This is a genomic window from Paenibacillus protaetiae, assembly GCF_004135365.1.
Lineage (GTDB): Bacteria > Bacillota > Bacilli > Paenibacillales > Paenibacillaceae > Paenibacillus_AP > Paenibacillus_AP protaetiae.
This window is the reverse complement of record NZ_CP035492.1, coordinates 4,188,104-4,202,928: the sequence shown is the minus strand read 5'-3', so window position 1 is coordinate 4,202,928 and position 14,825 is coordinate 4,188,104. Positions and strand designations below refer to the sequence as shown.

The window sequence follows — 14,825 nt, the reverse complement described above, 5'->3', positions numbered from 1 at the left end:
TGCCTGCGGCTTGCGGGTACGTAAAAAAAAGGAATGAGCCATGACGGCTCATTCCTTTTCTTCTTCATTCAGCGCGGCCAATATTTGGCCTGCCAGTTTCTCTCCGATGGATAATACACGGAAATCTTCCACCGAAGCTTCTTTAATTTTTTTGAGCGAGCCAAAATGCTTCAGCAGCGCCTTGCGCCGTTTCTCCCCGATGCCGGGAATCGCGTCCAGATGCGACACAACCATCGACTTCGCCCGCTGCTCGCGGTGGAACGTAATCGCAAACCGGTGCACCTCATCCTGAATGCGCTGCAGCAAATAAAACTCCTGGCTGTCGCGCGGAAGCGGTACGACCTCCGGCGGATCCCCTACCATCAGCTGCGCCGTCTTGTGCTTGGCATCCTTGACCAGTCCGCATACCGGAATGGAAAGTCCCAGCTCGTTTTCCAAAATGTCCAGTGCGGCGCTGATTTGCCCTTTGCCCCCGTCCACGACAATTAAATCGGGCTGCGGCAAATTGTCCTTCAGCACCCGTTCATAACGCCTGCGGATCACTTCCCGCATCGTTTCGTAATCATCCGGCCCTTGCACGGTGCGAACCTTGTATTTGCGGTATTCCTTCCGGTCCGGCTTGCCGTCGGTAAATACAACCATTGCCGATACCGGATTCGTGCCTTGAATATTCGAGTTGTCGAACGCTTCAATCCGGTGAAGCCCGGACATGCCGAGCCAGGAACCGAGACCTTCCGAAGCCTTCACGCTGCGCTCCTCGTCGCGTTCGATAAGGCGGAATTTGTCTGCCAGCATAATTTTGGCATTGTCGTTCGCCATCGTAACAACCTGGCTTTTGCGTCCCCGCTGCGGCATAAGCACTTTCACATGCAGCCATGTTTGCAGCATTTGGGCAACTTCATCCGCCCGCGGGCGGCGGCTGCTTTCTTCCGAGCTGTCTTCCTCCGAACTGTCTTCCGAAGGCTCCAAGCTGTCCGCCTCTTCCTCCAGCTCCAGCCCTTCCAGCACAACATCCGGATTCAGCAAGCCGGCGTCTGCTTCCTCCTCCGGATCATCAATATCCGGTTCATCTTGCTCTGGTCCAGCCTCGGCCTTTGTCCGGGCATCCGCATGATCCAGTCTCCCGGCAAACGGCTCGACCGCTCCGCCTTCCGCTGTTTCGGCGGCCGGTTCGCTCGCGCCGCCGTCCGGCTCTCCGTCCGCCCTTGCTTCCATCCGCTCCGCGCCAAGTTCAGCGCCTTCTTCTTTCCCTTCGGGAGGCAGCGGCAGCAATATTTGCTTTGGCAATGCCGGATTGTCACTATAATATTGCGTTACGAACGTAATGAAATCATCGTATTCTTCACCGTAATAAGGGAATGTTGTCGCCCGGCGTTCGATCAGCTTTCCTTTGCGCATGTACAAGATTTGCACGCACATCCAGCCTTTATCGGTTGCATAGCCAAATACGTCGCGGTCGAGCGCATCGTTCATCGTTATTTTTTGTTTTTCCATCACGGCGTCAATGGCCACAATCTGATCGCGGTATTCTTTCGCCCGCTCGAATTCCAGCAGCTCCGCCGCCGCCTCCATTTTGCCCTGCAGCTCTGCCCGCACCGTGTCATGGCCGCCGTTCAGAAACTTGGTAATTTCCTGCACCATCGCCTCATACGTACCCGGCTCCACCTTGTATTCGCATGGACCGATACATTGCCCGATATGATAATACAAGCATACTTTTTCCGGTATCGTCTTGCATTTGCGAAGCGGATACAAGCGGTCAAGCAGCTTTTTTGTTTGCTGCGCCGCAAATGCATTCGGGTAAGGCCCGAAATATTTGCCTTTGTCTTTCACGATCCGGCGCGTTACTTCGAGGCGCGGATGCGCATCGCCGGTTATTTTAATATAAGGAAAAGATTTATCGTCCTTCAGCAGCACGTTATATCGCGGATGATATTGTTTTATTAAGTTACATTCAAGAATAAGAGCTTCTATATTACTGCTCGTTACAATAAAATCAAAATCGCGGATTTCCGAAACAAGCCGCTGCGTTTTCCCGTTATGGCTGCCGTTAAAATAGGAACGGACACGGTTTTTCAGCACTTTTGCTTTGCCGACATAAATAATCGTGCCTTCCCCGTTTTTCATCAGGTAGCAGCCCGGCTGATCCGGGAGCAAAGCCAGCTTGTTGCGAATGAGCTCCTCCGCTTTCGCGCGGGAACTTATTGATTTTCCGGATACCTGGTCGTTCATGCTCTCCCTCCCGATTGCTGCAACATTTCAGTTAACATTTTATCATAATTTTATCCTTAACATCAGCGGATCGCCGCCGATGAATACGCTTTACAAATGTTGGTTTTATTGGGTATACTATTATAAGCTTATGTAGAAAATACTAATCCTTACAGGATAACATGCAATATAAGCTTAGGAGCTCTTATCGTTAAGCTTCCGAAGCGTTTTAGCGCTTTTATCCGAAGTTTCATTATGTTAATTTTTGCCTAATCCTTAAAGGAGGACGACAACAATGGACAACGTAAGAGACCCGCGCGAGCATGTAAACGAAGAACCTCGAGACGATTTATCCGATGTCGTAACCGGCTTCGGCGGCATGCTGGCATTTATGGTTGTTGTTTTTGCGGTATGCGTGATCGTGAAATACGCGATTACATAACGGCCGGTTTATAGGCTTAATTGGTACACGTTCAGTACGCCCCATCTTGATGGGGCTTTTTTGTTTAAGACGTTCCGCAATATGAAAAGGCTGTTTCCCTTGCCAGACGGCATTCGCGGAAACAGCCTTGTTTCATGTCATGTGACGGTATGCAGGCAGATATTACTGCACGGCACGGAGGGAATCATTTTTGCCTTGATTTTTATCCGGATTGTTATTGTGATTTGGCTGCTTGGCGGAAGGCTGATCGTACCGCGTACGTTCCGTCCGGTCGATTTGTACAATTCTTCCATCATGCACCGTTATAATTACCGATCCATATTGCAGCCCGCTTGCTTGCTCCACAATGCGCCCAATCCACGTTTCATCCAATTCCAAAGGTTTTGCCATTATAATTCCTCCTGTCTATGTCCGGAATGTTTCTTCCCGGATGTTTTCCATTCAATCAGGCTCTTGGCCGCCAATGTAAAAATAGCGAGCATGACAAGCAATGAAGATACGGCAAATGCCGCTGAAAACTGGTATTCATTGTATAAAATTTCGATATGGAGCGGCAGCGTGTTCGTTTCGCCGCGAATGTGGCCGGAGATGACCGATACGGCGCCAAACTCGCCCATCGCCCGCGCATTGCACAAAATGACACCGTACAGCAGCCCCCATTTAATGTTGGGCAGCGTCACCCGGAAAAAGATTTGCCAGCCGCGTGCGCCAAGGCTTGCGGCCGCTTCCTCTTCCGCTATCCCTTGCGCTTGCATAAGCGGGATCAGCTCCCTTGCCACAAACGGCACTGTAACAAATACGGTTGCAAGCACGATGCCCGGCAAGGCGAATACAATTTGAATGCCATGCGAACCCAGCCATGGCCCTATGAAGCCTTGCGCCCCAAACAATAATACAAATACTAGTCCTGAAATGACAGGTGAAATCGAAAAGGGAAGATCAATTAAAGTAATGAGTGCGTTCTTGCCCCGAAATGCAAACTTGCTGATCGCCCAGGCAGCAGCGATGCCAAATATAGTGTTGACCGGGACCGCGATCAGCGCCGTCGTTAAGGTAAGACGCAGTGCAGACAAAGCATCCGGATCGGTTATGGCTGCAGCATAGACGTCCCATCCTTTTTTTAGCGCTTCGGTAAATACGAATATTAACGGCAGCAGCACAACAAGGCCAAGAAACAAAACTGCAATGCCGATTAAAATGATGCGGACCGGCAGCGATTCGGTAATATGCTTGGGCCGGATTGCCGATTCCTCCGTTAAATGTGCCGTTACAGCTCCTGCCATTGTTTATTCCCCCTTATACCGCTGCAGTGCGGCGATTGAGCCGCCACTGCAAAAAGTTAATGAGCAATAACAACAGGAACGAGATGACGAGAAGCACCAGAGCGATGGCTGTTGCGCCTGCATAATCATGCTGCTGCAGCTTTGTCATGATCAGCAGCGGCGTAATTTCTGTCTTCAGCGGCATATTCCCGGAAATAAATACAACTGATCCGTATTCGCCGATGCCTCTTGCAAAAGCAAGTGCAAACCCGGTTATAATCGCCGGGAGCAGTTCGGGGAATACAATTTTGCGTACGGTCCGCCACCGGCGTGCCCCTAACGTTACGGCTGCTTCTTCAGTTTCCTTCTCCAAATCCTGCAGCACCGGCTGCACCGTCCGCACAACAAACGGCAAGCCGATAAACAGCAAGGCAATCGTAATGCCGATTGGCGAATACGCGGTTTTGATGCCGAGCGGCTGAAGGATGGAGCCGATAATGCCGTTAGGCGCATAAATGGCGGTAAGCGATATGCCCGCTACAGCCGTCGGCAGCGCAAACGGCAAATCTACAAGCGCATCAATCAGCTTTTTACCCGGAAACCGGTACCGCACAAGCACCCAAGCGACAATGACTCCGAATACAACGTTAATGAATGCCGCAGCGAAAGCTGTTGTCAGACTAACCCGGTAAGAAGCAAGCACACGCGGCGTTGTGACCGTTGCCCAAAACTCGTGCCAGCTTAAATCCGTCGTCCGAATGACGATGCCGATCAGCGGAATGAGCACGAGAAAGCTTAAGTACAGCAGTGTAAAACCAAGCGATAATCCAAACCCGGGCAGCACGTTTTTTTGCTTGTTCGGCCTGGAACCTTTCATGTGAAGTCAGCTCCATTCATCGCAGCTCCCGGTTATTTGCCGGGAGCATATATTTGGTCGAATACGCCGCCATCGGCAAAATGTTTCTTCTGTGCTTCCGCCCATCCGCCAAAATCGCTGATATTCAGCAATTCCAGATCTTTGAACGTATCTTTATATTTTGCGGCAATGGTTTGGTTAATCGGGCGATAGAAGTTTTTAGCAGCGATTTCCTGACCTTCGTCAGAATACAAATACTGCAAATAAGCTTCAGATACTTCGCGTGTTCCGTGCTTATCGGCGTTTTTGTCGACAACGGCTACCGGCGGCTCAGCCAAAATGCTGATCGACGGATAAACGATTTCGAATTTGTCCCCAAGTTCTTTCAGCGAAAGGAATGCTTCATTCTCCCAAGCAAGCAGCACGTCGCCGATTCCGCGTTCAGCAAAAGTTGTCGTAGCGCCGCGAGCACCGGAGTCTAGCACCGGCACATGTTTATACAAATCAGCAACAAATTGTTTGGCTTTGTCTTCGTCATTGTTGTTTTGCTTTAAGGCGTAACCCCATGCCGCCAAGTAGTTCCAGCGTGCGCCGCCCGATGTTTTTGGATTTGGCGTAATAACTTCCACCTTATCTTTCACCAGATCGTTCCAATCATGAATGTTTTTCGGGTTGCCCTTCCTTACAAGGAACACAATCGTGGACGTATAAGGTGCGCTGTTGTCTTCATATTTGGTCTGCCAATCCGGATTGATTAGGCCTTTTTCGGCAATGGCATCAATATCATAACCAAGCGCCAGCGTTACAACATCGGCTTCCAAGCCGTCGATGACCGATAAGCTTTGCGCTCCGGAACCGCCATGGGATTGTTTGATCGTTACATCCTGACCGGTTTTATCTTTCCAATATTTTGAGAATGCTTTATTGTATTCTTCGTAAAGTTCACGTGTCGGGTCATAGGAAACGTTTAGAAGCTCAACCGGCTTTTTCGGCTCGGATGAAGGCTTCGCATCGCCAGTTGGAGATGCGGATGCATCCTGGGACGGCTGCGCCGTATTCCCGTTACTAGAGGATTGGCTATTGTTGCTGTTGTTGCCGGATCCGCAAGCAGCAAGTACAAAAGTCAGAGCAATAAGTATTACAGCGGAACGAACGACGGATAATCTTTTCATCAGTTCATACACCCCTTTGTCTATTTGGACAAAACTTTTTTCTCTACGCTGTCCTTGCTCCGGTGATCCGGTCACAATTTTAATTATTCCTACCTGTTTAGTATGTTATGGAAGAATAATACCAGTGCCTTCTTTTTCTGTCAATACAAAAATTTGCATATCTGATACCTCTTATCAACGCTTCTTATAGCCAAATGATGTGTAAGAAAAAAAGAAGCGAGCGCCGTTCCCGGCACTCGCTTTCAATATAGGTACGGTTGGTTACAGCAGAGGAAAATGGCAGGCTACCTGCCGCCCCGGCATAACCTCTTGAAGCTGCGGCTCTTCAGCCGAGCACTTGGCTTCAGCAAACGGGCAGCGGGGATGGAACCGGCAGCCGGACGGCGGATTGGCCGGGGATGGCACATCCCCTTGCAGCACGATCCGGTCCCGCTTCAGATGCGGATTCGGACGCGGAATGGACGACAAGAGCGCCGCCGTATACGGATGGAGCGGTTTGTCGAACAAAGCTTCGGTTGGCGACACTTCCACCATTTTGCCCAAATACATAACGCCAACCCGGTCGGAAATATGGCGGACAACGTTTAAGCCATGCGCAATAAACAAAAACGTCAATCCGAGCTCTTTTTGCAGCTTGACCAGCAAATTGAGCACCTGGGATTGGACCGACACGTCAAGCGCCGAGACAGCTTCATCCGCTACAATAAATTGCGGGTTCAGCGCAATCGCCCTGGCGATGCCAATCCGCTGACGCTGGCCGCCCGAAAATTCGTGCGGATACCGGTTGCGCCGGGAAGCATCCAGGCCGACAAGCTCCATCAACTCTACAACACGGGCATCAATTTGCTTTGAAGTCGCATTAGTATGAATGCGGAGCGGCTCTCCAATGATGTCGCGCACCAGAAAACGCGGATTCAGCGAGCCGTACGGATCCTGGAAAATAATTTGCATCTGCTGCCGCAGCTTGCGCAAGCTGCTGGAGCTTAAAGTACGAATCGTTTCACCCTGGTACATAATGTCTCCGCCGGTCGCCCGCTGAAGCTGCAAAATCACGCGTCCCAACGTTGATTTGCCGCAGCCGGATTCGCCGACAAGGCCAAACGTTTCCCCTTTGCGGATTGCAATCGAAACATCGTCTACCGCTTTAACATGGCCAACGACACGGTTCAGCAGCCCTTTATGAATTGGAAAATATTTTTTTACATTGCGGACTTCGATCAAATTTTCGGCACTCATGCGCGCTTCACCTCTCCGTTATGGTCGCTTGGCGGTTGGAATGTTCTGCCTTGTCCACGGTTCGCCGGCATATTCCCCGAATCTTTAAACAGCCAGCATGATGCCGTATGATCGTCTCCAAGCGATATATTCTCCGGCTCTTGTTCCTGGCAAACGGCCATTGCATGCGGACAACGCGGATGGAACCGGCAGCCGCTTGGCAGCTGGCTTAATGCCGGTATTGTGCCTTTAATCGTAAACAATTCCTCGCCGCGGCTGCCTTCAAACCCCGGAATCGACTGCAGCAAGCCAATCGTATACGGATGGCTGGGATGGTCAAAAATTTCCGCAACCGTTCCTTCTTCGACAATGACGCCCGCATACATAACGGCAATCCGGTCGGCCATCTCGGCGGCAACGCCCATATCATGTGTAATAAGCAGGATGGACATGCCGATCTCGTTCTGCAGCCGGCGGAGCAAATCCAATATTTGCGCCTGAACCGTTACGTCCAGTGCTGTCGTCGGCTCGTCGGCAATAAGCAAATCCGGCTTGCAAGCAAGTGCAATAGCGATTACGACACGCTGGCACATGCCGCCCGACAGCTCATGCGGATATTGTTTGGCGCGGACTTCCGGCGCCGGGATTCCGACAAGGCGAAGCAGATCGACGGCTTCCTTCCACGCTTCGGCGCCGCTTTTATTTTGATGGAGGCGGAGGCTTTCGGCAATCTGGTCGCCTACCGTAAATACCGGATTAAGTGCGGACATCGGATCCTGAAATATCATTGCGATTTTATTGCCGCGGATATGAATCATCTCGTCCTGCGATTTCACTGACAATTCCTCGCCTTTGAAATTGACGCTGCCTTCGAGAATTGCGCCGCCGGCAAATTCAAGCAGCCTCATCACTGCAAGCGAGGTGACGCTTTTGCCGCTGCCGGACTCGCCAACGACACACAATGTTTTTCCTTTTTCCAGGTGAAGGCTGACACGGTCGGTCGCTTTCACGATTCCGTTATCGGTCATAAAGCCTGCTGTTAAATGTTTGATTTCGAGAACTTTTTCCGCCATTCTGCCACCTTCTTCACTGATATTTTCTTCTTGCTTCTTGGGTTAAGCGCCGATTGGATACCGTCGCCGATAAAGTTGACCGCAAGCACCAGAATAAGAATACAGAGCCCCGGATACAAAGCAAGGGAAGGTCTTGTCAGCATAAACTCCTGCGAATTGCTCAGCATAAGCCCCCAGCTCGTTTGCGGCGCTTGAATGCCCAGCCCTAAATAAGACAATGCCGATTCGCCCAATATCGCACCGCCAACCATCAGCGTGGCGTTGACGATAATCGGATAACTGGCGTTGCGGAGCAAATGGCGGAAAATAATCCCCCAGCTGGAGACGCCTATCGCCTTGGCGGCCTCCACATACTGCATCTCCCGCAGCTGCAGGAAGGTGCCCCTGACGAGGCGGGCAACACCCATCCAGCCGGTAAAGGCCATAATGAGAATCATATAACTGAACTTTGAGCTGAATATAGCCAGCACCAATATGTTCAGGAACAGTGTCGGGAGCGAGTTCATCACATCAACAAAACGCATAAAAATATTATCGATCCAGCCGCCAAAGTAGCCGGAAATCGCGCCAATGATCGTGCCGATCAGCACTGCGGCAATTGCTACTGAAAAACCGACAGTTAACGATACTTGCGTGCTGTATACAAGCCGGGAAAAAATATCTCGCCCAAGCTCGTCTGTGCCTAACCAATGATCCGCGCTTGGCCCTAAATCGGCAAACATCAAGTCGATTTTGGCAGGATCGTACGGCGCAATAACTTTCGCAAAAAAAGCGATGATAACAAAAATCAGCAAAACGATAAGCCCGCCCATCGCATACGGATTTTTGCGAAAGTTGCGCCATGCCGTCAGCCACGGGCCAACCGGCCGCTTGGAGACGGGTACAGCGCTGCCTGGAGACTGTTTCGGCTTGACCGTTTCAAGTTTGGATTCGCTCATGCCGCTTTACCTCCTTTGCCAATTTGTACGCGCGGATCAACGATAGCATATAAAATATCGGCAATCAGGTTACCCAAAATAACGATAACCGCCGTAATTAACGTAATGGACATAAGAACCGAATATTCGCGGGCAAGAGCCATATCAACAAACAAACGTCCCATTCCCGGCCAGTTGAAAACGTTTTCAGTCAGTGCTGCTCCGGAAACAAGAATCGGCAAATCCAGCCCCAAAACCGTAATGATAGGGATCAATGCGTTACGAAGCGCATGGCGGAAAATGACTTTCCGTTCCTTGACGCCTTTGGCGCGTGCCGTTCGTATGTAATCCTGATCCAGCACCTCAAGCATGCTTGACCTCGAATATTTCACATAAGAAGCCAAAAATCCTAGCGTCAGCACCGTCACCGGAAGCACAAGATGCATAAATAAATCGGCGAGATTGCCTTCCTTCCCCATCGTGTACATGTCGGATAGCGGGAGCCAGTCCAGCTTGATCGAAAAATATTGCTGCAGCATAATCCCAAACCAGAAGGTTGGCATAGCAAAACCTAAATAAGAAATAAAAGAAGCGGTTTGATCGGAAAGTCCATAAGTCCGGGTGCTGTTAAAAATCCCCCACGGAATAGCAATAATTAATGACAACAGCCATGCTGCCGCCATCAGAACAAACGTATGGCCCACTGTCGGCCATAAAATATCGCTAACCGGCAAATTGTTTTTAAACGTATGGCCCAAATCGCCTTGAAGCAAGTCGCTTACCCATTTCCAATATTGAACCGGAAGCGACTGGTCCAGGCCCAAATTATGCTTTTGCACTTCAAACGCTTCGGGAGAAAGCCCTGGCGCAATCATCATTTGCGTCGGGCCGCCTGGAGCAGCATGAATGAGTAAAAAAGTGACAATCGAGATCAGAAACAGTACCAATACGGACTGCAATACCCGGCGGATGAGGTACTCTGTCATTTTTCTCCCTCCTGAGAAAAAGTCGTTGTTTAATCAGAAGAGGGGAAGGAACCTTTGTCCTTCCCCTCTCGCCCCAAGTTCTTATTTATCCGTTACCCACCAGTTGATTGCACGGAAGAAGTAACCATATGGCAGAGTTGGCTCTGGAGCGTCTTCATCTGCAAAATGGACTCTAGGACCGATACCTTGTGGCAGCGAATATTGATACAAGAATACATAAGGCAAGTCCGTGGAAATTTCTGTTCCGATTTCTTTATAGATCGCTTTACGCTCGTCTTGGTTGACCGTCGAATAACCGTCTACCCACAGCTTGTCGAGCTTTTCATTTTTGTACCAGCCCATGTTTTGGCCGTTCGGCGGGAAGTACTTGGACGAGAATGTGCTTTCGCCGTCAGGGTCCGGGTTATTGAGCGACCAGCCAAGCAATATGGCTTGATATTTGCCCGGGTTCAAGTTTTGATCCACCCATGCGGCAAAGTCGATCGCTTTCGGCACTACTTCGATGCCGACTTCTTTCAGGTTTTGCTGAATGATTTGCGATACTTGCTCGCGCCGGCTGTTGCCGGAGTTGTATTGCAATTCAAACGAGAATCGGTGTCCGTCTTTGGTCAGGATGCCGTCGGAGCCGGCTACCCAGCCGTCTTCGGCCAGCAGCTGTTTTGCTTTCTCCGCGTCATACGGGTAGTTGACGGCAGCGTCGCCCGGATCTGCCCAGGAACCTGGGAGGAACGGCGCGTTCATCAATGCGCCTGTACCTTTCAGCACGTTATCAACCATGCCTTGGCGGTTAAGCGCAGTTGCGATCGCCTGGCGGGTTTTTTGGCCTGCGAACGGTACGAATCCGTCTTTCCAGTTATCTTTATTGAAGTTAAAGGACATAAATTCGTAAGTAGGACCCGGCTTGGAGCTTACGCGGATATTGCCGTCTTTCTTAACAGCTTCAACCTGCGTAACCGGAATGGCTTGGGTGCTGTCTACGTCGCCTTTCAGCAGCGCTTGAACTTCGGTATTTTGGTCGGCGTAAATTTTGTAAGTAATTTTTTGGATATGAGGTTTCGTTTCACCCCAATAGTTCGGATCGGCATCAAACGTCAAATATTGCGTTTGTTTCCACTCCGTCCATTTCCAAGGGCCGTTCGTTACCGTTTTGGCAGGATCTTTGCCGTAAGCATTGTCCTGCAGCTCTTTAACCGGAATATCCTTCAGGATATGAGCCGGAGCCACTGACGATACAAGCACGTATTCAAACGGCGCGTATACTTGCTTCAGTTTAATTTGAACGGTATAATCGTCAACTTTCGTAATGGTGTCTACTTTGTCATAGGAACTGATGCCTGGAGCACCTGCATCCGGATTGCGGACCGTATCAATCGTATAAATAACGTCATCCGCTGTAACCGGCTGGCCGTCGCTCCATTTTGCAGTTGTTTTCAGCTTGATCGTGTAGGTCAAGCCATCCTCGGAGATTTGTACTTTATCAGAAGCAAGCGACCATGGTTCTACTACAACATTACCTTCACGGTCATAATCATAAATATTGGCATAAATGAAGTTCGCTGCGTCGCCTGATGCAGTGTCGGATACATAAATCGGGTTCACAGATACGATGTCAGAGAAAGAACTGAACGTAAGATTGCCGCCATCAACCGGCTGGTTCGGATCTGCTGAAGGTTCTGCGCTTGCACTTGCTGTCGGAGAGGCAGTTGGAGCCTGGCTCTCTGTGGATGGCTCCTTGTTGTTGTTAGAATTCGATGAACATGCTGCCAATAAAACCCCAAATAATATGATGCTGAGCGTTACAGAAATCCATTTCTTGGCACTTGTCATTCCACATACCTCCTTGATTTATTAGGACTAATTATGATGGATGTGACAATTATACCATCTTTTTCACGTTTGAAAATACCAAATAATCATATTTTTCAGAAATTTATATACAAATACTTTACATGTTTTGTCATATGCAGTCTCATATTGTCTGTTGTATTTACAAAATCCACATAATCTAGCAACGATTTGTACCAATATATGCAAAATATCCCCAGACAACGATTTGCCTAGGGATATTGGATTAGAGGCAGCTACATTCGCTCCCGTTTGTTGCTCCCAGTTACATGAACGATTTCTACATAAGGCCGCACCCGGTTCATCAGGCGTTCTCCTTTATGCCTTTCGTCGCCGTCTTTATTCGTAAAGCTGAAATGCATTTCAAGCGCATCCAAATCATAATTGGACGTATAGAAAGTCGGCTTGCGGTTCATCCGGTAATTTAAAATAGATCCCAGCACATGATCCCTTACCCACGGGTTTAAATTCTCCGCCCCGATATCATCAAAAATGAGCAAATCCGTTTCTTTCATTAAATCAACGGTTTCCTTTAGCTTGCCCGGCTCATGCAGCATCGCCTTCAAATCTTCAACAAAGTCCGGCATGTAGACGATAACGCCTGAATAACCGGCTTTGGCAAGCTCGTGCAGCATGTATCCCATAAGAAACGTTTTGCCGGTGCCAAAGCTGCCGGTCAAATACAACCCTTCCGTCTGAAGCCCCTGCTCCTTCGTCTTCATCGTATAGCGCAGCACTTGGCCAACCGCTTTTAACCGCTCTGCATCTTTATTTAATATTTCATCCGAAGAATATCCGCCCTGCAGCACCTTCTCATCCACATAAAAGCTGCGGACACGGCTGCGGATCTGTTCCTCATTCCGTTTGGCGATAAATTTTTTACAAGAAACTTTACGGTCGTTCAGCTGCACGTTTGGACCCGCCGTTTCAACGGAGAGCAGCGTATAGTGGCCTTCAAAATCGTTTGGGCATTGGTCCAGTCCCGGGCAATTCGTACAATTCCGGTACTCCGTAACGTATTGGTATACGCGGTTCAGATTAAGCCGGACCGTTGCCGCGTCCAGCTCCGGATGCTTGGCAAGCAGACGTTCGACAAGCGGGTCCTGCATCAGCTCGGACATTTTGCGTTCGGCTTGTTCATGGATGGAAGAGGCCTGCGGCCAGCCTTTCAACAATTCGCCCAGCGATTCCATACCTCGTTACCACCCTTTCTGCATGTTGCATAGTTTCGTCTTCATCCTGGATTATCGGCTGCTGTTGCCGTCCAGCTCACGCGCCAGCTTTCGCAGCTCTTCCAGCTCTTCGGGAGACACTGCTCCACCGGTCGGCATGCTTTGCACAACCGGAATGGCCGGCTTGCGGGATACGCTGCCGCGCCGTCCTCCCTTGGCTGGCGCCCTGCCTCCGCCTGCTGCCGGTTCGCCGGACTGGCGCCGTTCTTTATCGGCTTCCACCTGTTCTTGGTCCTTCAAATATCCAATCGCTTTCTCGAACGTATCGACCTGCTTGACAAGCATATTGGCAGCCACCGATTCAACAAACGTACGCGACAGCCGCTTGGAATCGTTGTTGCCGATCACATAATGAATCAGCACATTGATGACCGGTTCCGGAAGCCGGTAATTAAACTCGATCCGCTCAAAAAGCCGTTCGATTAAATCCGGCACTGTTCCCGGAAAAAACCGCTGCAAAAACTTCGTCCGCGGCTCATTTCGCATCAGCATATTGTATTGCGGCACATCGCAGCGGCCGTCCAGTTGCGACGGCACCGGCAAATAGTGTTCTTCGCCTACAGCATGTTCTTCAATAAGCTCATCGCCGGAATCAAGCTCCCGCTCCAGCTCCTTCGAACGAGACAATACACGCTCCCGGTCGTTTTGGCGCTTCTGATCCTGCCGATACAGCTGCGCGGCCCGCAGCTGCAGCTCGTCAATGAGAAGCTCACCGTTCTCGAGAAAGATCCCTTCTTCGTCCAGCAAATAGCATACATCCGGAAGCTTCAAATTAAACTTGTAAGCGACGTAATTGATTTGGGTCAGCTGGTCCGCATCGGTGCGCAGCTTCTCCACATATTTGCGGTTGCCCGACATACGGGGAAAATGCATAATAATTTCGCCGTACGTAAACCTGGCCGATTCCAGCGGCGGACGCGAAGCCGCCTGGCGCGCAGGAGCCACCTCGCTTAACGCCTGCTCCAGCTCGTTATCGGTAGACTGTGCATTCAGCCGGAATATTTCATAAAACGGAACCGAAATGTTTTCTTTCTCCAGCTGCGATTCCGCCAGCTCGTCCGGCTCTTTGGAGCCGAACATTTCCCTAAGCGCAATAAGCGGGTATTTGCCTATCTTGTCCCTTAGCAGCATCGTTAAATGCAAATTACGGAAAAACTCGCCTGGCGACAACGGCTCAAGCAGCTCATATTCGTAAACAAATTCCGATTGCTCCGGCACGCCCACCCGAGACGTCTGCAGCAGCCCTACCGCTTCCAGCATAGAACATTGCTCAATAAGCTGCCTCCGGCCGCGCTCATTCATTTCGAGGCCTAAACCCAGCAGCAGCTTACGCTGCGTATCCAAGCCGGAATAACCGCAGCTTCCTTCCGGAACGCCGTAATAAAGCTGATGAAACAAAGCAATCGCCAGTCCGCCGATCATCGGCTGGTATACAAGCGACAGCATTTTATAGTCAAGACTGCTCAGCGAAAAATCGCGAAACGTATAATAACGGTGATTTTCGGTATATTGCAAAAGATTGCCGATGCGCATTGCATCTACTCCATCCGTTTCAAACTTTCTATTATTCTAACATAAATTTTGAGAGGGAGGGTTCTTTCCGAACTAGAAATA

The 14,825-nt window shown here is 50.1% G+C and carries 13 protein-coding genes; 1 reads left to right on the top strand and 12 read right to left on the bottom strand.

Annotation, left to right across the window (positions count from 1 at the left end):
* Positions 1 to 48: 48 nt before the first annotated feature.
* Positions 49 to 2,232 carry an excinuclease ABC subunit UvrC gene (gene uvrC / locus ET464_RS19550; RefSeq protein WP_129443868.1) on the bottom strand — a complete coding sequence of 728 codons (2,184 nt, stop codon included), beginning with the start codon at positions 2,230 to 2,232 and terminating at the stop codon, positions 49 to 51.
* A 274-nt stretch (positions 2,233 to 2,506) separates the two neighbouring features.
* Between uvrC and ET464_RS19545 the strand changes: the two genes are divergently transcribed.
* A complete protein-coding gene (locus ET464_RS19545) occupies positions 2,507 to 2,653 on the top strand; it encodes a YqzM family protein (RefSeq protein WP_129443866.1) in 147 nt (48 codons plus the stop codon).
* Positions 2,654 to 2,815: 162 nt separating this feature from the next.
* On the opposite strand, the gene ET464_RS19540 is transcribed toward ET464_RS19545, so the two are convergent.
* The 11 genes from ET464_RS19540 to ET464_RS19490 all read right to left on the bottom strand — a co-directional run bounded on the left by ET464_RS19540 (position 2,816) and on the right by ET464_RS19490 (position 14,744).
* Positions 2,816 to 3,043, bottom strand: a complete 228-nt coding sequence (locus ET464_RS19540) for a YezD family protein (RefSeq protein ID WP_129443861.1) — start codon at positions 3,041 to 3,043, stop codon at positions 2,816 to 2,818.
* The gene (cysW, locus tag ET464_RS19535) at positions 3,043 to 3,936 is read right to left on the bottom strand and encodes a sulfate ABC transporter permease subunit CysW (RefSeq protein WP_129443859.1); all 894 of its coding nucleotides are present in this window, start codon (positions 3,934 to 3,936) and stop codon (positions 3,043 to 3,045) included. Before cysW ends, ET464_RS19540 begins: the two co-directional genes overlap by 1 nt.
* 13 nt (positions 3,937 to 3,949) lie before the next feature.
* Positions 3,950 to 4,792, bottom strand: a complete 843-nt coding sequence (gene cysT, locus ET464_RS19530) for a sulfate ABC transporter permease subunit CysT (protein ID WP_129443857.1) — start codon at positions 4,790 to 4,792, stop codon at positions 3,950 to 3,952.
* 32 nt (positions 4,793 to 4,824) lie between these two features.
* Positions 4,825 to 5,943, bottom strand: coding sequence for a sulfate ABC transporter substrate-binding protein (locus ET464_RS19525; protein ID WP_129443856.1), 1,119 nt, complete (start codon positions 5,941 to 5,943; stop codon positions 4,825 to 4,827).
* A 261-nt stretch (positions 5,944 to 6,204) separates the two neighbouring features.
* The gene (locus tag ET464_RS19520; RefSeq protein WP_129443854.1) at positions 6,205 to 7,179 is read right to left on the bottom strand and encodes an ABC transporter ATP-binding protein; all 975 of its coding nucleotides are present in this window, start codon (positions 7,177 to 7,179) and stop codon (positions 6,205 to 6,207) included.
* Positions 7,176 to 8,231, bottom strand: a complete 1,056-nt coding sequence (locus ET464_RS19515) for an ABC transporter ATP-binding protein (protein WP_129443852.1) — start codon at positions 8,229 to 8,231, stop codon at positions 7,176 to 7,178. Before ET464_RS19515 ends, ET464_RS19520 begins: the two co-directional genes overlap by 4 nt.
* Complete coding sequence (locus ET464_RS19510) at positions 8,198 to 9,169, bottom strand: ABC transporter permease (protein WP_129443851.1); 972 nt, start codon at positions 9,167 to 9,169, stop codon at positions 8,198 to 8,200. Before ET464_RS19510 ends, ET464_RS19515 begins: the two co-directional genes overlap by 34 nt.
* Entirely contained in the window at positions 9,166 to 10,134 is a 969-nt protein-coding gene (locus tag ET464_RS19505) for an ABC transporter permease (protein ID WP_129443849.1), read from the bottom strand. Before ET464_RS19505 ends, ET464_RS19510 begins: the two co-directional genes overlap by 4 nt.
* An 81-nt stretch (positions 10,135 to 10,215) precedes the next feature.
* A complete protein-coding gene (locus tag ET464_RS19500) occupies positions 10,216 to 11,961 on the bottom strand; it encodes an ABC transporter substrate-binding protein (RefSeq protein WP_129443847.1) in 1,746 nt (581 codons plus the stop codon).
* A 254-nt stretch (positions 11,962 to 12,215) separates the two neighbouring features.
* Complete coding sequence (dnaI, locus tag ET464_RS19495; RefSeq protein ID WP_129443845.1) at positions 12,216 to 13,172, bottom strand: primosomal protein DnaI; 957 nt, start codon at positions 13,170 to 13,172, stop codon at positions 12,216 to 12,218.
* A 51-nt stretch (positions 13,173 to 13,223) separates the two neighbouring features.
* The gene (locus ET464_RS19490; protein ID WP_129443843.1) at positions 13,224 to 14,744 is read right to left on the bottom strand and encodes a replication initiation and membrane attachment family protein; all 1,521 of its coding nucleotides are present in this window, start codon (positions 14,742 to 14,744) and stop codon (positions 13,224 to 13,226) included.
* Positions 14,745 to 14,825 lie beyond the last annotated feature (81 nt).